Here is a 26,304-nt window from a genome sequence, read left to right on the forward strand (position 1 = left end):
TGGCGCTGATCATTCGAGGCTGCTGCTATGATAGCAGCCAGACGCGGACGTTCCGCACCGTCGCCCGAACGATAAAAACATCGGCGAATTCGCCGACGCGGGCTGCATGATCGCGCACGATTTCAGAACGAATGGCGACTGACGCCCGACTGAATCCCGCCCGATCTCCGCCCCATTTCCTGCACTTTCTCAGCATCGACTCATGGCAGAACTCACCCACTTCGACACCGCCGGACAGGCCCACATGGTTGACGTCGGCGGCAAAGACAGCACGCACCGCATCGCGGTCGCGCGCGGCACCATCCGCATGAAGCCGGAAACGCTGGCGCTCATTCGCACCGGCACGGCCAAGAAAGGCGACGTGCTGGGCATCGCCCGCATCGCCGCCATTCAGGGCGCCAAACGCACGGCCGATCTGATTCCGCTGTGCCATCCGCTGGCGCTCACGCGCGTGACGGTCGAGTTTCTCGTCGACGACGGCGCGAACGCCGTGCACTGCCGCGCGCAGGTCGAGACCATTGGGCGCACCGGCGTCGAGATGGAAGCCCTCACCGCCGTGCAAGTCGGCCTGCTGACGATTTACGACATGTGCAAGGCCGTGGATCGCGGCATGACGATGACCGACGTTCGCGTGCTGGAAAAGCACGGCGGCAAGTCGGGCGATTGGGTGGCAACAGAGTAATCACGGCATCGGCGATTCCGTCGCACGCACGCACGTCGCACGCCGCTTGGACGGCGGCCGGACAAAGCCCGCGAAGGCTTCACGTCCGGGACGCCGTCCACTGCACCGCCAGAATGCTCGCGAAGACCATCGCAAGTCCCACGAATGCCAGTCCTTTGATCGCCTGACCGAGCAGCACCCAACCGAGTACGACGGCCGTCAACGGACTGAGCAATCCCAGTGACGACACCGCCACCGGCGAAAGACGTGCGATGCCACGAAACCACAACGCGTACGCCAGCAAGGCCCCCGCCATCGACAGATAGACATACCCTGCCGTCTGCCACCCCGTGAGCGACGGCAGCGGCGGATCGGCCAGCAACGCCGCCGGCGTCAGCATCAAGCCACCCAACAGCAGTTGCCAGCCGGTGAGCGCCAGCACCGGCATGCTCAGTCGCCAGCGACGCGTCAGATAGGTACCAGCCGCCATGCATGCTGCGCCAGCAAGCGCGGCCGCAATGCCGACCGGCTCGAACACCGTCCCAGGCGAAAGCAGCAGCACGCCCATCCCGACGACACCGGCAATCGCCGCCCACACCGTCGCCATCAGCGGCCGCCGCTGATCCACGCCCCACGCCAGCCCCATGACAAGCAACGGCTGAATCGCACCGACGACCGCCGCCAGACCGCCCGGCAACCGGTACGCCGCGACGAACAGCAGCGCCTGAAATGCGCCAATGTTCAGTGCGGCGAGCGTCAGCAATCGCGCCCAGTCCCCGCGCGCAGGCCAGCGTCGCGCGTAGAGCAACAACAGCAATCCCGACGGCAGCACGCGAATCAGCGCCGCCGTGAACGGACGATCAGGGGGCAACACCTGCGTCGTCACGATGTAGGTCGATCCCCAGATCATCGGGGCGAGGGCCGTGAAGAACACATCCAGCCACGCCGTGTTCGTCGTCTGTGCAGAAATTCGGGTCATCGCAATTTATCTTCAATTCAAGATAAATCGAAGTTTGGTATCCTTTTGTCTTGATGTCAAGATAAATGGGGTTTGCAGCATGGCGAAGCGATCAACTGGGAAAGCGAGGAATACGGGGAGTGAGGGGAATGCGACGATTGAGATAAAGGACAACGCGTCGACGAATAGCGACGCGGTCGACAGCATCCTCGCGCAGTGGCACCGCGAGCGTCCGGATCTGGACGTGTCGCCCATGGGCGTGATCGGCCGCCTCAAGCGGTGCGCGGCGCTCGTCCAGCAGCAGCTCGACGCCACGTTCGCCGAATTCGACATGAGCGGGTGGGAATTCGATATGTTGGCGACGTTGCGTCGCTCCGGCGCGCCTTACCGGCTCGCGCCGACGGCGCTCTTCTCCACGCTGATGGTGACGTCGGGCACCATGACGCACCGGTTGCAACGCCTCGAGGCACGGGGCTGGATCGCTCGCGTGCCGAACCCGGACGACGCACGCAGCACGCTCGTCCAACTGACCGATGGCGGCTTCGCCCTGATCGAACGTGCGGTCGAAGCGCACGTGGCCAACGAACACCGCATGCTCGCACCGCTCACCAAGGCGACGCTCGTTAACGTCGAGTCCGGGCTGGGCGACTGGCTTAAGGCGCTGGAACGCGTGAAATAAGGGCTTGTCTCGACGTCAAGAAAAAGGCTCGCACAATGGCGAGCCTTTGAACTGCAGCATGCCGCGCCCACCCGGCGGCCTACTCGCACCTTCCGCGGATCAGGCCGCAGCGACCTTGCCGACGCGCTGGCGCTGTGGCCAGAAGTACCAAACTGCACCGACCAATTGCAGTACGATCAGCACCGTCCACGCCGTGAAGTGCCCCTGCGGGCTGTGCGCCGCGTACGCGCCGAGTACCGCGCCTACGCCGACCTGGCACAGGAAGATCAGCAGGAAGATGACGAGCGTGAGCGAGGTGTTGACGCGTCCGATCAGCGTGCCGTGGAAATATTCCGCGAGCACGGCGTAAGACAGGATGCCCGTGCCGCCGAAGATGCCGTAAGCCGCCCACAGCCAGACCGGCGGAATTGGCGTGCGCAGCATCAGCAGCAACTGCACCCCGACGAACAACACCATGCCGACGCCGGAGAAGGCAAACACGCTCACTCCCCGACGCTCCAGCGAACGGGCGGCCGCCCCGAACACCACGCTGCCCGCCATCATCGCCAGCCCCACGACCGACACGAGCGATGCCGCCTGCGCCGCCGACAGCCCTTCGACGTCGCGCATGAACGGCGCCATCCACAGCGACTGCATTGCGTAGAACACGCCCTGCGTGATACCCGAGAGCGACGTCACCTTCCAGAACATCGCGCTACCGAGCACCTGGCGCACGCCTTGCAGCGCCTCCGACAAGCCGCCCTGTGCATGCGACCCGGGCTTCTCCGGCGCGCCGAACCACAGCGCGATGGACGTGAATACGGTGAGCGCCGCCAGTCCGAAGGACACCACGCGCCAGTCCGTCAGTCCGAGCAACCAGTTCAGGGGTGCGCCGACGACGACGCCGCCCATGCCGCCCACGGCCATCACCAGACCGTTGAGCAACGGCAGACGCGCCACCGGAAACCACTGCGCCAGCGCCTTGAATGCACTGCCCAGACACACCGACACACCGACACCAATGAGCAGACGCCCAACCATCAGCGCGCCCACGCCATGCGCCAGACCGAACAACGCCGCGCCGGCCGCCGCGAGCAGCAACACCAGCGACGACACCCGGCGCGGCCCGAACCTGTCGAGCAGCACGCCCGCTGGCAACTGCGCACCGGCAAAACCGAGGAAATAAAGGCTCGTGAGCAAACCGAGATCGGCAGACGAGAGACCGAGGTCGCGCGTCATGAACGGCGCAAACCCGATGTTCACACCGCGGTACACGTATGAGACGAAGTATCCGCAGGCGAACAGCACGAAAATTCGAAATGCTTTCGACATGGAGTAAACCCTAGGTTCAGCTTGGGTATCGATTGTCGGTAAAACAGCGCAGCGAAGCCAACGAAACCTTTGTGCTCGCATTGTGAGTAGAATTTGACGTCATGTTCCAACACCTCCCTCCCCTCCAATCCCTACGTGCGCTTGAGGCTGCCGTGCGTCACCGGAGCTTTACCCGCGCCGCCGAGGAATTGAATTTGACGCACAGTGCGGTCAGTCACCATATGCGCTCGCTGGAGCAGCAATTGGGCACGACGCTGTTCCGGCGGGTGGGCGCGCGGATGATTCCGACGAGCGTCGGGGCGCGTCTGGCCGAGCGGGTCCGCATCGGCATGACGGAACTGGACGAAGCGATGAACGAAGCCAAAGCGGGCATTACGCCCGACGCCACGCCCGCCATCGTCCGTCTGGAAATCAGCGTGATGACCGATCTGGCTGCGCAGTGGCTGATTCCCAGGCTCGACCGCTTCGGCAAACTTCACCCGGGCATCGATCTGGTCGTGCGTATTCACGCCGACATCTCGGCCCCGGATCCCTATTCCGTCGATGTCGGCATCTGGCATCAGCGCGTAGAAATTCCGGGGTTCGTGACCCGAAAATTGCTCGACGACTTCGTGATCGCCGTATGCAGCCCGGCGCTGATCGCCAGCGTGCCGGGCTTCACGGTGGCGGATACACCCAAACTGCCGATGCTGCGCTTCGCCTACCGATCATGGCGCGACTGGCAAGTGGCCGCCGGATTGCCGCCGGATTGCCGCCGCATGAGCCGACGCGCGGGCCGATCTTCGACGATTCGGGATTGCTGTTGCGCGCAGCGCTGGCGGGTCATGGCGTGGCCACCGCGCGCAGTTTGCTGGTGCGCGACACGCTGGCGTCAGGGGAGTTGGTGCAAATTGGCGACGTGCGGATTCCGCCGAGTCTGGAGTACCACGTGAGCTGGCGGGAGAATCATCCGCGTGAGCGGGCCATTCATGCCTTCTGGGATTGGCTGCAGGACGAGATTGCGGCCACGGTGCCGTTAATGCCGTCGCCGATCAAATCCGACTAACGGGGACATTTGCGTCAAGGTATTTGAGGCGCCCATAAAAAAACGGCAACGAACTCCGAAGCGTTCGTTGCCGTTTCAGGCGCGGGCTTCGACACCCGGATCGAGATCCTTGCGCGAAGCCCGACAGCCGGGCGTTCGGGGTACCTTGCGGCACCCCAGTCATGCAGTCTCTTGCGAGACTTACATGCCCATGCCCATGCCGCCCATACCGCCCATGTCGCCCATACCGCCAGCCATCGGAGCATCTTCCTTCGGCAGTTCGGCAACGGCGCAGTCGGTCGTCAGGAGCAGGCCCGACACCGAAGCGGCGTTTTGCAGTGCGGTGCGGGTGACCTTGGTCGGGTCCACAACGCCCATTTCCACCAGATCGCCGTACTCGCCCGACGATGCGTTGTAGCCGTAGTTACCCTTGCCGGCAACAACGTTAGCCACGACGACGCTGGCTTCTTCGCCACCGTTGGTGACGATCTGACGCAGCGGCTCTTCCATCGCGCGCAGCACGATCTTGATACCGGCGTCCTGGTCGGCGTTGGCACCCTTGAGGTCCGACACGGCCACGCGAGCACGCAGCAGCGCGACACCGCCGCCCGGGACGATGCCTTCTTCCACGGCAGCGCGGGTAGCGTGCAGCGCGTCTTCCACGCGTGCCTTCTTTTCCTTCATTTCGACTTCGGTCGCAGCACCGACCTTGATCACGGCAACACCGCCGGCCAGCTTGGCCACGCGCTCTTGCAGCTTTTCACGGTCGTAGTCGCTGGTGGCTTCTTCGATCTGGGCGCGGATCTGCTTGACGCGCGCTTCGATGTTCACGGCTTCACCGGCGCCATCGATGATGATGGTGTTTTCCTTGCCGATTTCGATGCGCTTGGCTTGACCCAGCTCAGCCAGCGTGGCCTTTTCCAGCGTCAGGCCGATTTCTTCGGCGATGACCTGGCCGCCCGTCAGGATGGCGATGTCTTCCAGCATGGCCTTGCGGCGGTCGCCAAAGCCCGGGGCCTTGACGGCGCAGGTCTTCAGGATGCCACGGATGTTGTTGACCACCAGCGTTGCCAGGGCTTCGCCCTCGACGTCTTCGGCGATGATCAGCAGCGGACGGCCAGCCTTGGCGACTTGCTCGAGCACCGGCAGCAGGTCACGGATGTTCGACACCTTCTTGTCGAACAGCAGGACGAACGGGTTCTCCAGGATCGCGACTTGCTTTTCCGGGGTGTTGATGAAGTACGGCGAGAGGTAGCCGCGATCGAACTGCATACCTTCGACGACGTCCAGCTCGTCTTGCAGCGACTTGCCGTCTTCGACGGTGATCACGCCTTCCTTGCCGACCTTGTCCATTGCCTTGGCAATGTAGTCACCGATCGAGGTGTCGCTGTTGGCCGAGATCGAGCCGACCTGAGCGATTTCCTTGTTCGTGGTGCAGGGCTTGCTGATCTTGCGCAGCTCTTCGATGGCAGCGGCGACAGCCTTGTCGATACCGCGCTTCAGGTCCATCGGGTTCATGCCCGAGGCAACGTACTTCATGCCTTCGCGAACGATCGACTGCGCCAGCACCGTTGCGGTGGTGGTACCGTCGCCGGCGTTGTCGCTGGTCTTGGAAGCGACTTCCTTGACCATTTGCGCGCCCATGTTCTGGAGCTTGTCCTTGAGTTCGATTTCCTTAGCGACCGACACACCGTCCTTGGTCACGGTCGGGCCGCCGAAGCTGCGCTCGAGCACGACGTTACGGCCCTTCGGGCCCAGGGTCACCTTGACGGCGTTGGCGAGGATGTTGACACCCTCGACCATCTTGGCACGAGCGGCATCGCCGAAAACGACTTCTTTAGCTGCCATTGCATTAACTCCTTGAATTCTTTACGTAGATGTCTGGGGGCAGACAGTCTTAGGCGGCCACGACGGCCATGATGTCTTCTTCGCGCATGACCAGCAGTTCCTGGCCGTCGACCTTCACGCCCTGGCCGGCGTACTTGCCGAACAGAACGCGGTCGCCCACCTTCACGTCGAGTGCGATCAACTTGCCTTGATCATCGCGCTTGCCCGGGCCGACGGCCAGGATCTCGCCCTGGTCCGGCTTTTCGGCGGCGGCTTCCGGGATCACGATGCCCGAAGCCGTCTTCGTTTCGTTGTCCAGGCGCTTGACAATTACGCGGTCATGCAAGGGACGAAGGTTCATTACAAGCTCCTCTTTCTCTCAGTGAGATCGTCAAAACTAAATATGCAAATATTTGCATATATGGTGAATTCATGGTTGTTAGCACTCTGTGCCAACGAGTGCTAATTATAGGGACGGGGTTTTACGATTTCAAGACGCGGGGTTTTCCCTGAGATGAAATTGGCCGCAAAAAGTCGGCGAGGACCGCCACAGTCCCCGCCAGTGCCCGCCTACAGCAATGTCAGACGGTGCCCGGTATCGATTCGCGCGCCCGATTGATAAAGTTCATCTAACGGGTGACGATTCGTACTCTCGCCGCTGCGCTGGCAGCATCGCCCGTGCAAACGTCCGGAACGGGGAGGCACTGTGAATGTATCGCGCCCGCTAACACCACTAATGCCGCTGACGCCAGCGCGCCTTGCCGCCGCGCTGCGCACGTTCTTGCAGCAGCGATACCGACCCGGGCGTCCCTACGAATCGTTGCAGACGTTGATCGACGAAGGTCTCGACGCACTGCCATATCCCGGCGGCGGCGACACGCTCGTGCGATGGCGAATGCTCGCGGATGCCGCCAGTGTCGACCTTTGCTTTGCCAAGCTTTTCGAGAGTCACACCGACGCACTGGCCATCCTCCATGAACTCCAGGACCTCGCGCCCCGAGCCCCGGCATCCGCCGCATCGTCCCCATTTCACGGCGGCATCTGCGCCGTTTGGTGTTCGGAATCGCCCACGGCGCGCGTCACGCTCACACCCTTTGAACGAGACAACCGCGAAGTCACGCTCTCCGGCACAAAAGCGTGGTGCTCCGGCGCCCCGCATGTACGTTCGGCGCTCGTGAGCGCATGGGACGGCGACACCCCCTGCCTCGTGTTCGTCGACCTCGCCCAGGTACAGACCGGCCGAATCGAAGTCAAACCCAACGAATGGCATGCCATCGGCATGGCCTGCACGCAAAGTTTCGACGTCACGTTTCACGACGCGCGCGCACACCGGATTGGCGCGCCCGGGGCGTATCTGTCGCGCCCCGGCTTTCATCATGGCGGTGCGGGCATTGCGGCGTGTTGGTACGGTGCGGCAGCAGGCATTGCCGATGTCGTGCGCGAGACCGTGTCCGGCAGACCCGACGACCCTCACGCGCTAGCGCACATGGGGGTCATCGACGTCGCGCTGGCGCAGGCCGCGAGCGTACTGCGCGCAACCGCCCACACAATCGACGCGCATCCTGATGCGTCGTGCCTTCATGATGTTCGGCGCGCCCGGCTGTCGGTCGAAGCGTGCGTCGAGACCGTATTGCGACACGCACCGCGCGCCGTGGGCCCCGGCCCGATGTGTCGCAATGCCCGCTTTGCACAACTCCTGGCCGACCTGCCTGTGTTCATCCGTCAGAGCCATGCCGAGCGAGATCTTGCCGAACTCGGCCGAGCCGTCCTCACATCCGACAACGCCCAGCTATGGACACTCTGAGCGCACGCATCATTGCCGGAGAAGGCACCGCGGAGGCGACGTGGCAACACTGGTTTCGCCGACACCCGTTGCCAACCGTGCCCGCGCGCGCGCTCGTCGTACCGGGCCATGCGGTGCACGTCGTTGCGCCGCACCCCGACGACGAAGTGCTCGGATGCGGCGGCACGCTGCACCAATGGGCGCGGTGTAACGTCGACGTCCACCTCTGGGCGGTGACGGACGGCGAGGCCAGCCATCCCGGCTCGACGGTGTGGACGCCCGCTCAGTTGGCCGAGATCCGCGTTCACGAAAGTCTGACCGCGCAGCAACGGCTGTCGCTGCGCGCCCGGCGGCATCGCCTGCGCGTCCCGGATGGTCAGGTCGCTGTCCACGAATCCCGGATCTCCGATGCCCTGTGCCGCGCGCTCATGCCCGGCGACACCGTCGTCGCGCCCTGGCGATTCGACGCTCACCCCGATCACGAAGCCGTCGCGCGCGCGTGCCTTCGCGCTGCGCAGACTATCGGATGCCGCGTCATCGAAATGCCGATCTGGGGCTGGCATTGGGCAGATCCTGCCACAGGCGACCTGCCCTTCGAGCGCGCGGTCGCCGTGCGTCTGCCGCGCCGCGACCGGCTCGCGAAGCGGCAGGCGATGAGCGCCTTTCGCAGTCAGCTCGGCCCCGATCCGAGCACCGGTGCGCCCCCGGTATTGCCCGCCTATGCGCTCGCCCGATGGCAACGACCGTTCGAGGTGTTCTTCCTATGACGCACGCCGACGCCCCCGATTTCGACGCCCTTTATCGCGCGAGCGAGGATCCGTGGTCGGTGCACTCGTCATGGTACGAACAGCGCAAGCGCGATCTGGTGCTCGCGTCGCTCGGACGACCGCGTTATGCCGCAGCGCTCGAACTGGGTTGCGGCCTCGGTCAGATCACCGCCCCGCTGGCCTCGCGATGCGACAGGGTGCATGCGGTCGATCTGTCGCCGAGCGCCATCGAGCGCTGCCGTGCCCGGCTTGCAGCGCGAGGCATCGACAATGTGTCGCTTGATGCGATGTCGGTGCCGGAGGCATGGCCTCTCGCCGAGCGCGCCTCGGTGGATCTCGTGATCGTCTCGGAGCTTGCCTACTATCTGCCGCCCGAGCGTTTCACGCACCTGATGCAGGCGTGCTTGCGTTCGCTCGACACAGGTGGCGAGTGGGTGATGTGCCATTACATGCCAGCGTTCGACGACCGGGTGCAGCCGACGCACGTACTGCATGAAGCGGTGCAGCGTCTAAGCGGACTGGTGCGATGCGTGGCGCATGAAGACCAGCGGTTTCGACTGGACGTCTGGCGTAAAGAGAGGGAGGGTCGACCATGATTGGCGTTTGCATTCCGGCACACAACGAGGCGCACCACATCGATCGCTGTCTTGCAGCCATCGTGCGCGCAGCGCAGCAGCCAGCGCTTTGCGGTGAACCGGTCGCCGTCGTCGTGGTGCTCGATGCGTGCACCGACGCGACGGCCGAGCGCGTCAGAACATGGCCCGTGACGGCGCTGGCGTGCCACGCTCGCAACGTCGGCATGGCACGTGCGCGTGGCGCACAGCATCTGATCGAGAGAGGCGCTCGCTGGCTCGCCTTCACCGATGCCGACACGATCGTCTCTCCCGGTTGGCTCGTCGATCAATTGTCGCTGGACGCACAAGTGGTCTGCGGCACGGTCGGCGTCATGCATTGGGAATCGCACGGTATCCACGCGCAACGGGCGCGGGCGGCATTTCTTGCTCACTACCAGGATCACGACGGACACCGTCATGTGCATGGCGCCAACCTCGGCATCGATGCGGCGGTGTACCAACGCCTGGGCGGATTCGACCCGATGACGTGCAGCGAAGATCAGGCGCTGGTGGCGCGTCTGGAAAAAGCCGGTGTGTCCATCGCATGGAGCGCACTCCCGCGAGTGACGACGTCGGCACGGCCATTCTCGCGGGTGAGCGCCGGGTTTGCCGATGCGCTTCGGCAGGCATGGCCGGACCATGGCCGGACATGAGCCGAACATGAGCCAAACTTGAGGCAGCGACCGGCCCGGCGCGGGTGAGCATTCTCACCACACAGCATTACGTATGAGCGATTTCCTAAGGCACCTCACACACATCCGTGGCATCAAAGGCGAACGCGCAAATGTCGGCCTCTGCGCCGCATTTCGTGCATCGCGCTGCGTCATGCGCCGTCATGCGTCATGTCGCGCCCGCCTCTCCCGCGTAGATTGCTACGATGGGAAGCTCCACGAAGCACAATGCCATACCGAGGTACCAGGAGATGAACGAATTTGCCGCAACCGTCACCCGCCAATGGGCGATGTCCGCCCGCGACGCCGGCGTGCTGCTTGCCAATGCCATCCTGATGGTGGCGCTCATGACCCTCTTGCCGTTCGACGACAAGACCAACCGAGGACTCGCACTCACCGTTTTCATCGCCGTATTGTGGCTGTCCGAAGCCGTTCACCTGACGGCCACGGCACTGATGGTGCCGGTCCTTGCCGTGCTGCTCGGCATTCTCGAAGTTCCCACCGCGCTGACGTCGTTCGCCCATCCGATCGTTTTCCTTTTCTTCGGCGGCTTTGCGCTCGCTACCGCCATGCGAATTCAGGGCCTCGATCGCTTCCTCGCGAACCGGCTCCTGAAGCTCGCCGGCGGACGCATGAACCGGGCGGCGATCATGCTGTTCCTCACCACCGCCATGCTGTCGATGTGGGTCAACAACACGTCGACGACCGCCATGATGTTGCCGCTGGCGATGGGCATCCTCTCGCAACTCGACGCGAATCGCGACCGCCGCACGTTCACCTTCCTGCTACTCGGCATTGCGTACAGCGCCAATATCGGCGGACTGGGCACTGTCGTCGGCAGTGTTCCCAATGCCATGGTCGCGTCGCATCTGGGGATCGACTTCCTCACGTGGGCCAAATTCGGCGTGCCTTTGGTGGCCGTGCTGCTGCCGCTCATGATTGCCACGACGTATCTGGTGTTGCTCCCACGTCTGGACCAGAAGGTCGACCTCGACGTCGAGCCCATGACGTGGACCGGCCAGCGCATCGCCGCCGTCGGCATCTTCGGTTTCACGGTCATGAGCTGGATTTTCAGCCAGCAGATCTCGGTGTGGCTCGGCGGCGTCAAGCAACTCGACACGCTGATCGCCCTGCTCGCCGCCATTCTCATCGCGACGACCGGCGTCGCCTCATGGAAGCAGATTCAGGCCCACACCGACTGGGGCGTGCTGCTGCTGTTCGGCGGTGGCCTCACGCTCAGCGTGGTCTTGCGCGACTCGGGCGCCAGCGTGGTGATGGCGCAGGCCGTGTCAAGCATCTTCGCCACCAGCCCGACGCTCGTCGTCCTGCTGATCACCGCCGCGTTCATCGTCTTCCTCACCGAACTGACGAGCAATACGGCCAGCGCAGCGATTCTCGTGCCGATCTTCGCCGCCATTTCGGTCTCGCTGGGTATGCCCGAAGCTTTGCTGACGATGGTGATCGGCATCGGCGCGTCGTGCGCCTTCATGCTACCGGTGGCCACCCCGCCCAACGCCATCGTGTTCGGCACCGGCTGCGTGCCGCAACGCTCGATGGTCCGCGCAGGATTCGTCATGAATATCGTCTGCATCCTTGTGGTCACGGGCTTCGCATGGACGCTCTGGCGCTAATGGCGCGCACCGGGGGCGACCTCTCGTGCGCCCCCTCGGTCACTCCGGCAGACGCGTCACACGGAGCCGGTATAATCTAGGAAAAATACCTCCGGCAATCCGTTGCGATGATGTCTGCTTCACCTGCCCGAACTGTCCAATCCATGCTTTCTTTACGTCCTGTGCGCGGTGCTCTGGCACTCGCCGCACTCACCGCAGTGCTTACCGGTTGCGCAGGCACGCGACCCGGCGCACTCCCGGCCTCCCCGGCAAGCCCGCAGACGCCCCGCGCTGCGACGACGTCGCCGATGAGCGCCGCCCCCGCCGCTCCATCCACCGAAACACCGCAGGCCGTCGCGCCGCTGCCGTGGTGCGTGCAAACCTCGCTGCGCGAAGAAGACGACCTCATGCGCAACTTCGGCGGCATTCCCGCTGGCGTTCGCAAGATCGAGGAAACGCGATTCATCGCGAGCTACGACCGCGTCACCGGCAAAGTCGGTCCGCTCGATAACGGCAATCGCTTCGTGATGGAATTCGACGCGCAGGGTCACTTGCTCGCCAGCACCGATCGCGGCCGCTACACCTACGACGCCGAGGGTCGCCTGCACAGCATCAATGGCAGCAGTGTCGACTGGCAAGGGCCGGACGAGTGGATCGTGCACGCAACGCGACATCCCGCGTGGAAGGAACAAGTGCGGCAGGAAGAGGGGCATCTCGAATGGACACGCACGCTGGTGTCCAGCTCGAATAGCCTTCGCCATCGCCGCCCCGGCACGCTTCAGGCGCGCCAGTTCGACGACGAATGCTTCGCGCTGTCGCGTCAGTGGGAAGCGCCGAACGAGGCGCGTCAGGTCATTACCGCCGACGGGCGCGCGCGCCCGGCACCGAAAACGGTGTCGTATCGCACGTTCGCCAGCGTGGAGCGCAAGCCCGACGGCGGACGCATCGTGCGTGACAACGGCGCGGCCGCCTTCATCGACGGCCAATGGCTCCCGCTCGCGTGGGACAACGAGATCTCGGAGTATTCCCCGCGCCATGAACTCGTCCGCGTAACCCGCACCGACGCGGCCACCGGCGAGCGCCACGTCTCCGAATACCACTACAAGTACGACGGCCACGGCAATATCGTGCGCATCGTCATTACCGCCCCCGGCGACAGAGTCGACCCGTTCGCGAACGTCTTCGTGCGAAAGCTGACGTACTTCGATACCCCAGTGGCAGCGCCCGCTATACCGGCGCCGCCTACCGCATCGTCGGCATCGGCATCGGCACCGGCACCGGCCGCTGAATCGACCGCATCGACCACCAGCGACAAGCTTACGTCGGCAAAGTGAAGCGGAACGTCGCGCCCTGTGCTGACTGACCGGATGTGTCCACCAACGCGATACGCCGGTCGTGCAGTTGCAGGATGCGATGCACGATCCGCAATCCCAGCCCGCCCTCGCGGCGCGCCCCGCCGACCGTGAACGGCCGCTCGAACAAGCCCTCTCGCGCGCTCTCCGGAATCCCCGGCCCCGTATCGCTCACCCGAACTTCGATTTCCGAACCGGCCGGCGCCACCGCCACGGTGATCTCGCCGCCGGACGGCGTATAACGCAGCGCATTTTCCAGCAAGTTCGTGAAGACCCGCTCGATCAGACCCAGATCGCCTCGCGCCGCCGGAATCTGCGGCGCGAGCTGCGCACGTAACGCCACGCCGCGCGACTCGGCGCTGAGTTCAAATTTCTGGAAGACGTCCTGTATCAGATCCGTCACGGAGAAGGGCTCCAGTTCCGGCTGCACAAACCCATGCTCAAGACGCGCCAGCTCGAACAACGACTGCGCCAGCGCACCGACCTTGCGACTCTGATCCAGCGCAATGCCGAGATAGCGCCGCCGCTCGTCGGGCGTGAGGGTTGCGTCCTTGAGCGAAAGCGTCTCGAGATAGCCGTGCAGGGACGAGAGCGGCGTGCGTAAATCGTGCGAGATGTTGGCGATGAGTTCGCGCCGCTCCTGATCCTGACGCGTCAGCGTGCGCCATTGCGTGCCCAGACGCTCGGCCATCTGACGGAACGCCCGCTCCAGCACCGTGATCTCGTCGCTCGGACGCGCCTGCTCCGCCGCCAGCGCATCCGTCGACAGCGCGGGCACCGGCGGAGGTGCGGCGTCGATGTCGAATTCGCGCACGGTCTGCGTCAGACGTCGCAGGGGACGCGTAATGAGTGCAAACGCCGCCAGACCCGCGATCAGGCAGAGCGCCGCCACGAGACCGATCGACCACAGCGCCGTGTTGAGTGCAGCACTCGTCGCCCCGCGTTCGGCGAACCGGTCGTGCGCCTCGCCCAGCAGCACAACGTAGACGTAACCGACTTCGCGCCCGTCCACGCGCAACGGCGCGGCGCTGAAGACTTTGCGCACATCGGCGTTGCGCGGGTCGTCGCCGTAGATCGGCAGCGCCTCGCCGTCGATCAGACGATGCACCGGTCCGAGATCGACCTGCATGCGACGCACATGCCCTTGCGGCGCAGCGTGGCCGGTGATGCGTCCCTGCTCGTCGAGCAGATAGACCTCGACGCTCGGATTCACGACCATCAGTTGCCCGAACAGACGTCGCACCGCATCCGGCTTCATGCCGTTCGCATCCATCAGTTGCGCGTTCGCGGCAATGTGCTCGGCCAGCCCGCGCGAGAGCCCCTGAATCACTTCGGCTTCGTGCATGCGGTTCGCCTGCACCTGCATCCAGGCCGACGTGCCGCTGCACACGATCAGCAGCACGGCGAACACAACCGACAGGCGTTGGGTCAGGGAGAGATTCCAGCGACGCATCATGCGACTCCCGCGTCGGTGCCGCCACCCGTGCCCGAACCCTCCGGTGCACTGTCGTTCGCGAACTTGTAACCGCGTCCCCAGACCGTCAGGATGCGGGTAGGCTGCGCGGGATCGGCTTCGATCTTGGCGCGCAGCCGGTTGATGTGCGTGTTCACCGTGTGCTCGTATCCTTCGTGCTGATACCCCCACACGGCGTTGAGCAGATCCATGCGCGAGAACACTTTGCCAGGCTGGCGCGCGAAGAAGTACAGCAGATCGAACTCGCGCGGCGTGAGATCGAGCAGCTTGCCGCCGAGCGTGGCTTCACGCGCAATCGGATCGATGAACAGTCCGGCAATCGCCAGACTGCCCGCCTCCATGCGGGCGTTGCGGGCCAGCGCGTCCACACGGCGCATCAGCGCCTTGACCCGCGCGACCAGCTCCAGCACCGAAAAGGGCTTGGCGAGATAGTCGTCGGCGCCCAGCTCCAGTCCCAGAATCCGGTGGACCTCGCTGGCGCGCGCGCTGGTGATGATGATGGGGGTGTAGCGGGTCATCTGTCGCGCCTGGCGGCAAATCTCCAGTCCGTCGACGCCGGGCAGCATGAGATCGAGGATCAGGGCGTCCCAGCCGCCTTCGGCCAGCCGCCGCAGACCTTCGTTGCCATCGGCACAATGCACGACCTCGAACCGCTCGTCGCGCAGATGCAGCGTGAGCAGGTCGGCAATATGCACGTCGTCTTCGACGAGCAGGACACGGCGCGGCGATTCCATCGGACGGGAAGCTCCCGGAAAGTGAGTCTTGAAGGCCTCATTGTGCGCAGATCGCGCCCTGCGAGGTATCACGAATTGTTTAATTTTACGTGAGGACTTCGCCATCGCCGGGGGACTACGCTTCAGGCATCGATCCGGCACGGATCCCCTCTGTGCCGTACCACCGCCGTCGCGCTCCCCAGGCTCCCAAGCCTTGCTGCGGCGGGGCCAGCCCGTGCCGGATCGTCCTACTGACCGGAGGATGTCATGAGATTGTCCGATTTGTACCCGCCCAAACCCCGGAAGCCCGACACACCGGCGACGCGGCCCGCACGTGCCGTGGCGGCGAGCGCCGCCCCCACACCCGCGCGCCGTTTGTTTCTACTGAGCGCGACGGCGGCCGCCGCCGCAGCGGCCGCCGGGCTGGTGCCGCGTCTGGTGCGCCCGGCCTTGGCGGCCGACGGCCCCAACGCGAAGGTCACTGAACACTTCGAGGTGGCCATGAGCGACGCCGAATGGCGCAAGCGCCTTAGCGCCGGTCAATACGAGATCCTGCGTCAGGAAGGCACCGAACGTCCGTACTCCAGCCCGCTCAACGACGAGCACCGTGCAGGCACGTTTGCCTGTGCGGGCTGCGCGCAGCCGCTGTTCTCGTCGCGCACGAAGTTCGACAGCCACACCGGCTGGCCGAGCTTCTGGACGCCGCTCGACAAGGCCGTAGGCACGCATACGGACCGGAGCTTCGGCATGGTGCGCACGGAAGTGCATTGCAGCCGTTGCGGCGGCCATCTGGGCCACGTCTTCGACGACGGTCCCAAGCCGACCGGCCTGCGCTATTGCATGAACGGTCTTGCGATGACGTTCCGTCCGCAAGCCGCCTGATATCGGCCCGCTACGACGTAGCCCCGAATAAAAGCTCACAGCGTCCGCAGGTCGGACGCCGCTCAAGGAGCGCTTCATGACTTTGCTCATCCTTGCGTACCTCGGCGGGATTCTGACGATCGTCAGCCCGTGCATCTTGCCGGTGCTGCCGTTCGTGTTCTCGCGTGCCGGTCAGTCGTTCTCGCGCAGCGTGCTGCCCATGCTCGCGGGCATGGTGCTGATGTTCGCACTGGTCGCCACGCTGGCCGCCGTCGGCGGTAGTTGGGTCGTGCAGGCCAACCAATACGGCCGCTGGCTGGCGCTCGCGCTCGTCGCCGTGTTCGGCGCGACGCTGCTCTTTCCGAAGCTCGCCGAGCGCCTCACACACCCGCTCGTGTCGCTGGGCAACCGTCTGACGCAATCCGCACAGAGCGACGACAACGCCTCGGGCGAATCCAGGGGCACCGGTCCCGGCGCGTCGTTCCTGCTTGGCATTGCTACGGGCCTGCTCTGGGCACCGTGCGCTGGCCCGATCCTCGGCCTCGTGCTGACGGGCGCCGCACTGCAAGGCGCGAGCGCCGGCACGACGCTGCTGCTCGTCGCGTACGCCGCAGGCGCTGCCACGTCGCTCGCACTGGCCCTGATCGTCGGTGGATGCGTCTTCGCCACCATGAAGCGCTCGCTGGGCGCAGGCGAGTGGATTCGCCGCGTGCTCGGCGGTCTGATGCTCGCAGGCGTCGCCGCTATTGCCCTGGGCCTCGATACGGGCGTGCTGGCACAGGTTTCGACGGCCTCGACCGGCGGCATCGAACAGCATCTGGTCGATCAGTTGGGCGCGCGCCGAAATACCAACGGCAACGACAGCGGCAACGCACCGCAAGCGCCGCAAACCGATGCGAACACCACCGCCAACAGCCCGGCCATGACGGCCGCGAGCAATGCCGTGGTCCGCACCGCCGCGCATGAACCCGCACCGCTGCCGGTCGAGGGGCAGTTGCCTTCGCTCGACGGCGCCGTGCAATGGCTCGACTCGCCCCCGCTCACGGCTCAGGCACTGCGCGGCAAAGTCGTCCTCGTCGACTTCTGGACGTACTCGTGCATCAACTGCCTGCGCACCCTGCCCTACGTGAAGGCGTGGGCGCAGAAGTACCGCGATCAGGGGCTGGTCGTCATCGGCGTGCATGCCCCCGAATTCGCCTTCGAGCGCGACATCGACAACGTCAAGAAGGCGGTGAAAGATCTGGGTGTCGACTATCCGGTCGCCATCGACAACAACTTCGCCATCTGGCGCGGCTTCAACAACCAGTACTGGCCGGCGCACTACTTCGTCGACGCGCAGGGTCGCGTGCGCTATCACCACTTCGGTGAGGGCAATTACGCCGAATCGGAACGCGTGATCCAGCAATTGCTGCGCGAAGCCGGGGCGAAACAAGTCGCCGACGGCATCGCCGACGTGAAGACCGCCGGTGTCGAGCAAGCGCCCGACATGAGCGACGTGGGCTCGCCGGAAACCTATGTCGGGTATGCGCGCGCCGAGCACTTCACGTCGCCGGGCGGTGCAGTGAAGGACGCCGTCAGCGACTATCGCGCGCCGGGCGCACCGTCGCTGAACGACTGGGGACTCGCCGGACACTGGAATGTCGGCCCGGAACAGGCCACGGCCACGCAAGCCGGTGCACGCATCGTCTATCGCTTCCATGCCCGCGATCTGCACCTCGTGCTCGGGCCGGACGCCAACGGCAAGCCCGTGCGCTTTCGTGTGACGCTCGACGCTCAGGCGCCGGGCAACGCGCATGGCACCGACGTGGCTGCCGACGGCACGGGCACCGTGACCTCGCAACGTCTTTATCAGTTGGTGCGCCAGACGGGCGACGTGCAAGACCGCACGTTCGCCATTGAGTTTCTCGATCCGGGCGCATCGGCTTACGCATTCACATTTGGTTGAGACCGATCGGGCGCTTCGCAGGAAGCATCGCTAACGGCATCACGGAGCGCACCGAATCTTCTCCGCATCCATCAATATCTGTCGCCACCGTGGCGTCCGTCGACGCCGGGAGTTTTGAAATGACCCAGTCCAATTCGAAGCATCAGATGCAGAAGTCGTCCCGTCCCACTTCGCCCGCCTCCCGCCTGCGACGCGTGCTCCTCGGCACGGCCGCCGTCGCCTCCGGGGTCTTCGCGTGGCAAATCGGCGCGTACGCCTTCGGCAGCGCGGAGCCGTCCGTCGTCATCGCCGCACCGAAGCTCGACGAACCGTCGACCGGCGCCCGGACCGAAACGGCTGTCTTCGCAGGCGGCTGCTTCTGGGGCGTGCAAGGTGTCTTCCAGCACGTGAAGGGCGTGACGAAGGCCGAGTCCGGCTACGCCGGGGGCACCGCCAAGACCGCCGATTACGAAACCGTGAGCAGCGGCTCGACGGGACACGCCGAGTCGGTGCAGGTCACGTTCGACCCGCAGCAGGTCTCTTACGGCAAGCTGCTGCAAATCTACTTCTCGGTGGCCCACAACCCGACGGAGGTGAACCGTCAGGGCCCGGACAGCGGCACGCAATACCGCTCAGCGGTGTTCCCGATGACCGACGCGCAGCGTCAGGTCGCGACCGCCTACATCGCGCAGCTCGACGCCTCCCATGCGTACAGCAAACCCATCGCGACGAAAGTGGAGAAGTACACGGGTTTCTATGCCGCCGAAACGTATCATCAGGACTTCCTGACGGAGCATCCGAACTATCCGTACATCGTGATCAACGATCTGCCGAAGGTGAAGGATCTCAAACGGGTCTTCCCCGCGCAGTACCGCGACACGCCGGTCCTCGTAAAGACGGCGTCGGCGAAGTAGTCGAACGAAGTCATCGAAGCCTCCAGCGCACAGCCGGTCGTCATACCGGCTATGGGCTGGCTATGGGCTGGCGAGGCACGTCACCGCACCCCGTTCGCCGTGGCGGTCGTCGCCCCAAACGTTAACGCTCGTCCGACAGCTTATACACACGCAGACGATGACCGTCGGGGTCCGACGCCACGAACGTCCGACCGAAGTCCATATCCGTCGGCGCCTGCAGGATCGTGATGCCGCGTGCGCTCCAGTCTTCCCACGTCGCATCGACGTGTGCTTTGGACTGCACAGGAAACACCACCTCGCTGCCGCCCGGTGGCGCGATCACCGTCGGCGCGACCGAATAACGCGCCCACAACCCCAACTTCATGCCCGTAGGCAGCGTGAACAACGCAAACCCCGGCGACGCTTCGACCGGCTCCATGCCGAACAGCTCGGCGTAGAAACCCGCGCTCTCAGGGGGACTCGCGACGTACAAATTCACCATATCCGGATGCAGCATGACAAGCTCCTGTCGTTCGTTATCTATGACGTTCTCATCGCCAGCACGCGTCTCGGTCACGCCGAGAATGAAAGCCGTTGCGCGCTGCCATGAACGCCATCGTACGAAGCGATGCTGTCAGATTTTGTCAGCAGTCGAACGCCATTTTCAAACGTGAATTCGATGCATCCGAGGGTGGATTTTTCTCATGCTTCGGACGCATTGGATCGCCGGAGCAACCTTGTCAGGCTCAACCCTTTCCCGACGTCTCGCGCCACGCCTTGAGCAAGGTGCGGCGTCCGCGTGGATAACGCGTTTCGGTGACCGTCATGGCTTCGATGCGGTCGGCGCGAAAGCTGCGGAAATCGTCGCGCAACTCGCACCACGCGAGGATCATGCGAACGCGGTCGAAGAAACCCAGCGCGAACGGCCAGACAACGCGCTCGGACAGGCGTCCGGCTTCGTCGCGATAGGACAGATGAAGTTTGCGCTCGGCGCGAATGGCCTCGCGAATATCGGTCAGATCGACGATCATCGGCGGCAGCGGATCGCCCGGTCCGATGAGCAATGTCGACGCCTCGAGCGACGTGCGCAGGTCCGACGGCAACACCGCCGCGATCTTCGCGAGTGCGTTCGCCGCCGCGTCCGCCAACGCGCCGTCGGTGCGCCTGGCGACCCAGCGCGAGCCGAGCACGATCGCCTCGATCTCCTCTTCCGAGAACATCAGCGGCGGCAACATGAAGCCCGGCTTGAGGACGTACCCCAGCCCCGGCGCCCCCTCGATATGCGCACCCTGCGACTGCAATTCGGCGATGTCGCGATAGAGCGTGCGCAGGCTCACGCCCAGCGAACTGGCGAGCGCGGCCCCCGACACCGGATAGCGGTGACGGCGCAGCAATTGCATGAGGGAGAAGAGACGTTGTGTGCGGGACATGGCGCGTCATTATGCGCCATGTCCCGCGCGATGCGGTGCCGTGCGACGCAGTGCGGTTGTCGGTTTGACCTTTGTCTTACACCGTCCGCATTACTTCTGACGCAACTGCTTGACGATCTCGGAGTTCACATCGCCCGCCTGCCCGCCGTAGGCCACGCGCAGGTAGTTGGTCAGCTCGGAGATCTGCGCATCGGTCAGACGTTTGTCGAAGCCCGGCATGTCCTGCATCGCTTCCAGCCCCGGGAATTTCTGCGCTTCCACACCATCGAGAATCGTGCCGATCAGATTGCGCGGATCCTTCTGACGTACGGTCGAATTGCCCAGCATCGAGACGGCCACGTGCGGCTTGCCGGTGCCGTCCGCCGCGTGGCATCCGGCGCACACCGCCAGATACATATTGCGTCCCGCCATCAGCTTGCTCGTGTCCGGGTTCTGCGGCAACGGCGTCGGCGCGGGTGGTGCGTCGCCGAGCAGGTACGTCGAGAGCGAACGCAGGTCGTCCGGCGTGAGGTACTGCGTGCTCAGATGCACGACCGGATACATCTCGCCAAACGCCGAGCCTTGGGGCGCAATGCCGGTGCCAAGGAACGTTCGCAGATCCTTCACCGTCCAGCCGCGTGCCGCCAGCGCCTCAGGCGTCAGATCGGGTGCAGCGATACGCGCGAGCGCAGCGCCGCCGAGCGGCTTCGCCTTGTCCAGTTGACCGAACGTGCCACGCGGCGTGTGGCATTCCGCGCAGTGGCCCAGCGCGTTGGCGAGATAGCGCCCGCGCAGCCAGTCCGCCGACTGGCCTTTGGACGCATCGGGCAGCGTGTCCTTGAGGAACATCCAGTCCCATGCGCGCATGGCCATGCGAACGTTGTACGGGAACGAAAGGTCGTGCTTGCGATTAGGCACGGCGGCGGGTTTAACCGACATCAGGTAAGCATAGATGGCGTCGCTGTCCGCGCGCGTCATCTGCCGGTAGGACGTGTACGGCATGGCCGGGTACAACGCCTTGTCCGGTGCGATGCCGTCATGCAACGCGCGGTAGAACTCGTCGGCCGTCCAGCCGCCGATGCCGTTCGCCTTGTCCGGCGTGATGTTCGTGCCGTAGAACGTGCCGAACGGCGACTTGAGCGGCACGCCCCCAGCAAACGGCGCACCGTCCCCACGCGTATGGCACGCGGCGCAGTCGGCCGCGCGCGTCAGATACTTGCCGCGAGCGATCAGCCCGGACGGAGCGGCCGGTGTCGTGGCGGGTGCGGCGGCGGCGGCCGACACCGATGATGCGGACGCCGGGACCGATGCCGCAGCAGGCGCATCCGCCGCCATCGCGCTCGTCACGAGCGACGGCACCATCGACGTTTTCGGCTGCGGTGGTTTGCCCGGCTCGGGCGGCTTCGGCGTCGTCGAATCGTTGCACGCACTCACAAGCATCACGGCGGCGAGACATGCCGAGCGAACGCTCCATCGGGTGACGCGCGTCAGGTGCATAGCAGTTTCCCTCATTTCGCGCCCCTCATTTCGAGTCCTTGATGCAACCGGGCGTCTTCAGTACGACGTCGCGCACGGCCTCGTAGTAGCGCACGTAGCCCGTGCACCGGCAGATCTGATCGTTCAGTCCTTCGGTGATCGCACCTTCCAGATCGGCGCGTGCAATCGGGTTGCGCTTCAGTCGCTCGATCAGCACCGTTGCCGCGTTCACGAAGCCAGGCGTGCAGTAGCCACACTGAAAGCTGAAGTGATCGAGGAACGCCTGTTGGATGGGGGCGAGCGTGACTTGGCCATCGGCGTCACGCGTCGCGTGGCCTTCCACCGTACGCACTGTCTTGCCGTCGAAATAGTTCGCGCCGGTAATGCAGGTGCGCACCGTTTCGCTGGTGCCGTCGGCGTGATCGACGATCACCACGCAGGCGTGGCAGATGCCCTGACCGCAGCCCAGACGCGAGCCGGTCAGGCCCAGCGTCTCGTGCAGGAAGTCGATCATCATGAGACCGGCGGGTACGTCCATCGGACCGTGCGACTCGCCGTTAATCTTGACCGTCACGGGCAACGTCTCCCACGGCTTCTTGCCGCTGGCGGGCGCAGGCGATGCAGCGGGGACAGCCGGTGCTGCGGCAGCGGCACTCGCCGCGCTCGCGATGTTCATTGGGGCTTCGGCGCCTGAGGCCGCGTTCGCATTCGACGCGGCCTGCGGTGCGCTACTCGTATCCGTCATGCCAGTACCTCCTGGATTTTCTCCGGTGTCACCGGCAACGCTGTAAATCGATGGCCGATCGCGTGCGCGAGGCCGTTCACAATCGCGCCCACCACCGGGATCATCACGACTTCGGCAATGCCCTTGGGCACGTCCGTCTCGGAGATCGGAGGCAGCACTTCACCTGTCTGCGTCCACACGGCGACGTCCACCGCGCGCGGCAGGTGATAACGATTGAAGTTCCACGTGCCGTTGCCGGGGCCGTCTTCGTATAACGGCAGGTACTCGTGCAAGGCGTGACCGATGCCCATCGCAAGACCGCCCTGCAATTGGCCTGAAACCAGTTGCGGCGAGATCTGATTGCCGCACTCCATGATGGAGTGGTGCGTGAGCAATTCGACCTTGCCCGACGCTTCGTGCACGGACAATCCGACGAGCGTGCCCACGGCGCTGTAATACGTCACCGCCGCGTTGTTTCGCTGCACGGGCGGGTAATACACGCGCTTGCGGTCCATCGTGCGATAGCCGGTCGCGGGCGTGGGGGCCGCCACTTGCTGCCCCGCTGCGGCGGGCTGCGGCGCCCCCTTCGCGCCCTGCGCACCGGACGCCGCCGCCGCTGCCATCGCCGATGAAGCCGACTTCGCCGGTGCGTTGCCGCTACGGTGTGTACCCTTGGCAGCCGGCGTCTGCGTGGCAGGCGCTTGCGCACCAGCGGCCGATGCGTTGGCCCCGCCCTTGCCGAAGCGCAGGGCGATGCCGTCGACCGGCAGACGCTGCGTCACGCCGTCTCCCAGATCCCAGTCCGCTTCGGCCCACTGCCAGCGGTTGAAGACGTGCACCGTCGCGCCCGTCACGAAGCCCTGCTCGTAGGCCGTCTTCGCCAGCAAGCCGAGCGGCAACGCTTCGAGTCCGGCGGCCGAGAGCTTGCCGTCGACCCAGCGGGCATCTTCCGCACGCACGACGAGCGGCGCGGCCTGCCCGCCGCCCAGCCCGCGACGCCAGATCGACAGCGCCGCCGGCCACAGCCCTTGCAGGAACAGCAGACGCGCCGCTTCGCGCGTGCTGTGCGTGAAATAGAAGGCCGAGTTCGTCGCGCTCGACGGCGACGCATACCCCGGCGACCAGCGCGGATTGGCGGCGAGTCTGTCCTGATCGGCCTGCGACATCAGATACGGATCGCCGCTGGTCACCACCGGCAATTCGGGCCAGTCGGTGATGGCGATGTGCACCTCGGTGGCGGGCATGCCGAGCCACTTCGCCACGGCTACGGCCTGCGACGTCGACGTGCCCGTGCCAATTTCGGCCGCCGTGTGATGCAGCGAAATCTTGCCGGTTTCGTCGAACTCCACGCGCGCGAACGACGTCTCCGCGCCCGTGCCGAAGTCCTTCTGCACGCAGGCAAAACCCACGCCGTAGCGACGCCCCGGGTGCGCCGCCTCGTACTCGGCCTTTTTCTTGTCGCGCTGCGTCCACAACGGATGCGCCTTCGCGCGTGCGAGCACTTCGTCCACGCGCACCGCACCCGCAGGAATCGCACCCTGCGTGTTTTTCATGCCCGAGCGCAGCGCGTTCTTGAGACGGAAGTCCATGGCGTCGACGCCAAGTTGCGCCGCCATCTCGTCGATCATCATTTCGGTCGCGGCCATCGACTGCAAGGTGCCGTAGCCACGCGCCGACCCCGCATCGATGGCGCGCGACGCAATCGCCACGCTTGCCAGATCGCTCTGCGGGAAGTAATAGATGGACTGGGCCGCCGTCGCGCCCACCATCGCCACCGACGGCGAGAAGTTCATGCGTCCGCCGCCGTTGCACTCCATGTCGGCCGTGAACGCTTGCAGCATGCCGGTCTCTTTGTCGACGCCGATGCGATAGCGCATCGTGAAGGCGTGACGCTTGAGCGACGTCTGAAACTGCTCGTAACGATCGTTGGCGAGGCGCACCGGCAAGCCGTCGCCGTACATCGCAGCGGCCAGCCCATAGAACGGCATGTTGTAGTGGCCTTTCGAGCCGTAGCCCACCGTGTAGCACGGATAGACGATCAGCCGCTTCACCGGGAAATGCCCCTTCGCGGCCATCGCAGCCGCGTTCTCGGCGACTTCGGACGGCGACTGCGTGGGCACCACCATGTGCAGCGTCTGCGTGGCGGCGTCGTACCAGCAGTTGGCGTTATCGGGTTCGAGCGCCGCCGTGTCGACGGACTGCGTGCGGTACTCGCGCGACATCACCAGCCAGTTCGCCGGCGGATGCGAGAGCGATTCGCCGATCTTGCCTGCGTACGCCATGCCCTGCTCGTCGAGCTTACCGTGATCGTTACCGTCGGGCCACACCGGCAGGTGCTTGCGCATCATGCTCGGGAAGATCGGGGCGTCCTTGAGACTGGAGTAAACGTCATCGTCATACGCCGTCTTGCCGCCCACGCGCACGTAACGGAAACTGCCCCACGGGTCACGCTCCAGCGGCCCCGTGACGTCGCCGTAGCGAATGATTTCGTCGTGGAACTTGAGCTTGTCCTTGGCGAAGCGAAAACGCGCGAAGTCGCGATAGACGAGGATGGCGACCGCGTGACCGAGATACGCCGGTGTCTTGCCGACCGGCAACAGCATGTCGTCGCCGTAGAACTCGGGGAACGCGATGCCGTCGCGTGCGAGATCCTCTGCCGTCACCACGCGGTCGGGTTGCAGACCGTCGTCCAGGCGCGAGAGATCGAAGCCGAGATATGGACGGTCGGCGAGCGTCGCGCGTAGCACGAACGCATGCGCCTGCTGCGCGGGCCAGCCCGGCATGTCGCGCGCGCGCACGTCACGCGCAAAGATCTTGCTGCCGGTGACTTTGGCCGTGCCGTCGATACGGAATTTGGCTTGTCCCCTGGCAGCATCCCAGGCGACCGGCGTGAGGTTCTTGTCCTCGAAGAGCGCCGCGAACGCGCGACTTCCCATCGGCGCGATGTACACGGAGATGCCCGCGACGACCGACGCCCTGAGAAAGCCGCGACGCGTCATCGCGAAGCCAGCAGACGCTTCGGGATCGGCGGAATTCGGAAGTGTATGGGGGGTTGCGGAAGCAGCGTCATGACGAGCGTCTTCGCTCGACACAGCCGCTGTCGGACAGTGTTTTCTTGGCAGGCGCGGCATATGCGTTCCGTCCGTCTTGTTTTGGGGGGACGTGCCACGATCACCATTGCGGCCCTGCAACTCCCGAACGACAAAACGGCACTGCAACGATTCACGCGGTCACCACGGAAAACACGACGCCGCTGACCCACGATGCATGTTCGCAATGCGTAACATTCGCGTGCCGTGATGCGCTCGTGAAGTTCTATAAGAACACGCTTCATGAGTGACACCGGACGTTTCAAGCCTACACGCCACCTCTGAGATTGACAAGATTTGACATGACGCACCGCGTGAGAACGCACGCGCTGTGCAACGCACGGCGCACCGTGCGACGAGCGCGTGCAGGCGACATTCGCCTCGCGTGATGTTGCCTATGTCCAATGAGAAATGCCGCTATATCCGATGGGACACAGCGGCATCGAAGCGATGGTGCGGTGCGGCTTTTTTGTTGCGCGCGAGC

The 26,304-nt window shown here is 64.7% G+C and carries 23 protein-coding genes and 1 pseudogene; 13 read left to right on the forward strand and 11 right to left on the reverse strand.

The window, feature by feature from the left end:
* Nucleotides 1-202: 202 nt before the first annotated feature.
* A complete protein-coding gene (gene moaC, locus MB84_RS18300) occupies nucleotides 203-682 on the forward strand; it encodes a cyclic pyranopterin monophosphate synthase MoaC (protein ID WP_046292793.1) in 480 nt (159 codons plus the stop codon).
* A gap of 79 nt (nucleotides 683-761) precedes the next feature.
* On the opposite strand, the gene MB84_RS18305 is transcribed toward moaC, so the two are convergent.
* Nucleotides 762-1,640: an EamA family transporter gene (locus MB84_RS18305; protein WP_046292794.1), complete on the reverse strand. Its 879-nt coding sequence runs from the start codon at nucleotides 1,638-1,640 to the stop codon at nucleotides 762-764.
* Nucleotides 1,641-1,719: 79 nt separating this feature from the next.
* On the opposite strand from MB84_RS18305, the gene MB84_RS18310 reads away from it, so the two are divergent.
* Nucleotides 1,720-2,298 (forward strand): MarR family winged helix-turn-helix transcriptional regulator, encoded by a 579-nt coding sequence (locus MB84_RS18310; protein WP_084009859.1) that lies wholly within the window; start codon nucleotides 1,720-1,722, stop codon nucleotides 2,296-2,298.
* A 99-nt stretch (nucleotides 2,299-2,397) separates the two neighbouring features.
* Here the strand turns inward: MB84_RS18310 and MB84_RS18315 are convergent, their stop codons facing one another.
* Nucleotides 2,398-3,609 (reverse strand): MFS transporter, encoded by a 1,212-nt coding sequence (locus MB84_RS18315; protein WP_046292795.1) that lies wholly within the window; start codon nucleotides 3,607-3,609, stop codon nucleotides 2,398-2,400.
* A gap of 101 nt (nucleotides 3,610-3,710) precedes the next feature.
* Here MB84_RS18315 and MB84_RS31615 point away from each other — a divergent pair.
* Nucleotides 3,711-4,295, forward strand: a pseudogene (locus MB84_RS31615) (LysR family transcriptional regulator); the annotation flags it as partial.
* 23 nt (nucleotides 4,296-4,318) lie between these two features.
* A complete protein-coding gene (locus MB84_RS31620; protein ID WP_342672608.1) occupies nucleotides 4,319-4,654 on the forward strand; it encodes a LysR substrate-binding domain-containing protein in 336 nt (111 codons plus the stop codon).
* Between the two features lie 180 nt (nucleotides 4,655-4,834).
* Here MB84_RS31620 and groL read toward each other — a convergent pair whose 3' ends face one another.
* Nucleotides 4,835-6,481 (reverse strand): chaperonin GroEL, encoded by a 1,647-nt coding sequence (groL, locus tag MB84_RS18325; protein ID WP_039396571.1) that lies wholly within the window; start codon nucleotides 6,479-6,481, stop codon nucleotides 4,835-4,837.
* A gap of 49 nt (nucleotides 6,482-6,530) precedes the next feature.
* The gene (locus MB84_RS18330; protein ID WP_039396568.1) at nucleotides 6,531-6,821 is read right to left on the reverse strand and encodes a co-chaperone GroES; all 291 of its coding nucleotides are present in this window, start codon (nucleotides 6,819-6,821) and stop codon (nucleotides 6,531-6,533) included.
* Between the two features lie 375 nt (nucleotides 6,822-7,196).
* On the opposite strand from MB84_RS18330, the gene MB84_RS18335 reads away from it, so the two are divergent.
* The 6 genes from MB84_RS18335 to MB84_RS18360 all read left to right on the forward strand — a co-directional run bounded on the left by MB84_RS18335 (nucleotide 7,197) and on the right by MB84_RS18360 (nucleotide 13,239).
* On the forward strand, nucleotides 7,197-8,264 hold the full coding sequence (locus MB84_RS18335; protein WP_052652563.1) for an acyl-CoA dehydrogenase family protein: 1,068 nt from the start codon (nucleotides 7,197-7,199) through the stop codon (nucleotides 8,262-8,264).
* Nucleotides 8,252-9,010, forward strand: coding sequence for a PIG-L deacetylase family protein (locus MB84_RS18340; protein WP_046292796.1), 759 nt, complete (start codon nucleotides 8,252-8,254; stop codon nucleotides 9,008-9,010). Before MB84_RS18335 ends, MB84_RS18340 begins: the two co-directional genes overlap by 13 nt.
* A complete protein-coding gene (locus tag MB84_RS18345; RefSeq protein ID WP_046292797.1) occupies nucleotides 9,007-9,606 on the forward strand; it encodes a class I SAM-dependent methyltransferase in 600 nt (199 codons plus the stop codon). Before MB84_RS18340 ends, MB84_RS18345 begins: the two co-directional genes overlap by 4 nt.
* Nucleotides 9,603-10,277, forward strand: a complete 675-nt coding sequence (locus MB84_RS18350) for a glycosyltransferase family 2 protein (protein WP_046292798.1) — start codon at nucleotides 9,603-9,605, stop codon at nucleotides 10,275-10,277. The genes MB84_RS18345 and MB84_RS18350 overlap by 4 nt, the downstream gene beginning before the upstream one ends.
* A gap of 269 nt (nucleotides 10,278-10,546) precedes the next feature.
* Nucleotides 10,547-11,926 carry a DASS family sodium-coupled anion symporter gene (locus MB84_RS18355; protein WP_046292799.1) on the forward strand — a complete coding sequence of 460 codons (1,380 nt, stop codon included), beginning with the start codon at nucleotides 10,547-10,549 and terminating at the stop codon, nucleotides 11,924-11,926.
* A 287-nt stretch (nucleotides 11,927-12,213) separates the two neighbouring features.
* A complete protein-coding gene (locus MB84_RS18360) occupies nucleotides 12,214-13,239 on the forward strand; it encodes an RHS repeat protein (RefSeq protein WP_046292800.1) in 1,026 nt (341 codons plus the stop codon).
* Here MB84_RS18360 and MB84_RS18365 read toward each other — a convergent pair.
* Together MB84_RS18365 and MB84_RS18370 are read right to left on the reverse strand one after the other, a co-directional pair.
* Entirely contained in the window at nucleotides 13,223-14,713 is a 1,491-nt protein-coding gene (locus MB84_RS18365; protein WP_046292801.1) for a sensor histidine kinase, read from the reverse strand. The two genes, MB84_RS18360 and MB84_RS18365, sit on opposite strands and share 17 nt — an antisense overlap.
* A complete protein-coding gene (locus MB84_RS18370; protein ID WP_046292802.1) occupies nucleotides 14,710-15,465 on the reverse strand; it encodes a response regulator transcription factor in 756 nt (251 codons plus the stop codon). Before MB84_RS18370 ends, MB84_RS18365 begins: the two co-directional genes overlap by 4 nt.
* Nucleotides 15,466-15,711: 246 nt before the next feature.
* Here MB84_RS18370 and msrB point away from each other — a divergent pair, with 246 nt between their 5' ends.
* The 3 genes from msrB (at nucleotide 15,712) to msrA (ending at nucleotide 19,143) form a co-directional block, all read left to right on the forward strand.
* Nucleotides 15,712-16,326, forward strand: coding sequence for a peptide-methionine (R)-S-oxide reductase MsrB (msrB, locus tag MB84_RS31045; protein WP_084009860.1), 615 nt, complete (start codon nucleotides 15,712-15,714; stop codon nucleotides 16,324-16,326).
* 76 nt (nucleotides 16,327-16,402) lie between these two features.
* Entirely contained in the window at nucleotides 16,403-18,250 is a 1,848-nt protein-coding gene (locus MB84_RS18380; protein WP_046292804.1) for a cytochrome c biogenesis protein DipZ, read from the forward strand.
* Nucleotides 18,251-18,396: 146 nt separating this feature from the next.
* Nucleotides 18,397-19,143, forward strand: coding sequence for a peptide-methionine (S)-S-oxide reductase MsrA (msrA, locus tag MB84_RS18385; protein WP_046293977.1), 747 nt, complete (start codon nucleotides 18,397-18,399; stop codon nucleotides 19,141-19,143).
* Nucleotides 19,144-19,264: 121 nt separating this feature from the next.
* Here the strand turns inward: msrA and MB84_RS18390 are convergent, their stop codons facing one another.
* The 5 genes from MB84_RS18390 to MB84_RS18410 form a co-directional block, all read right to left on the reverse strand.
* The gene (locus tag MB84_RS18390) at nucleotides 19,265-19,639 is read right to left on the reverse strand and encodes a VOC family protein (protein WP_039402439.1); all 375 of its coding nucleotides are present in this window, start codon (nucleotides 19,637-19,639) and stop codon (nucleotides 19,265-19,267) included.
* Nucleotides 19,640-19,868: 229 nt separating this feature from the next.
* The gene (locus MB84_RS18395) at nucleotides 19,869-20,552 is read right to left on the reverse strand and encodes a helix-turn-helix transcriptional regulator (RefSeq protein ID WP_046292805.1); all 684 of its coding nucleotides are present in this window, start codon (nucleotides 20,550-20,552) and stop codon (nucleotides 19,869-19,871) included.
* Between the two features lie 90 nt (nucleotides 20,553-20,642).
* Nucleotides 20,643-21,893, reverse strand: coding sequence for a c-type cytochrome (locus MB84_RS18400; RefSeq protein ID WP_046293978.1), 1,251 nt, complete (start codon nucleotides 21,891-21,893; stop codon nucleotides 20,643-20,645).
* 160 nt (nucleotides 21,894-22,053) lie between these two features.
* Entirely contained in the window at nucleotides 22,054-22,752 is a 699-nt protein-coding gene (locus tag MB84_RS18405) for a (2Fe-2S)-binding protein (protein WP_046292806.1), read from the reverse strand.
* On the reverse strand, nucleotides 22,749-25,730 hold the full coding sequence (locus MB84_RS18410) for a xanthine dehydrogenase family protein molybdopterin-binding subunit (RefSeq protein WP_046292807.1): 2,982 nt from the start codon (nucleotides 25,728-25,730) through the stop codon (nucleotides 22,749-22,751). Before MB84_RS18410 ends, MB84_RS18405 begins: the two co-directional genes overlap by 4 nt.
* Between the last annotated feature and the right edge of the window lie 574 nt (nucleotides 25,731-26,304).

Origin of the sequence: Pandoraea oxalativorans (assembly GCF_000972785.3) — a bacterium.
Lineage (GTDB): Bacteria > Pseudomonadota > Gammaproteobacteria > Burkholderiales > Burkholderiaceae > Pandoraea > Pandoraea oxalativorans.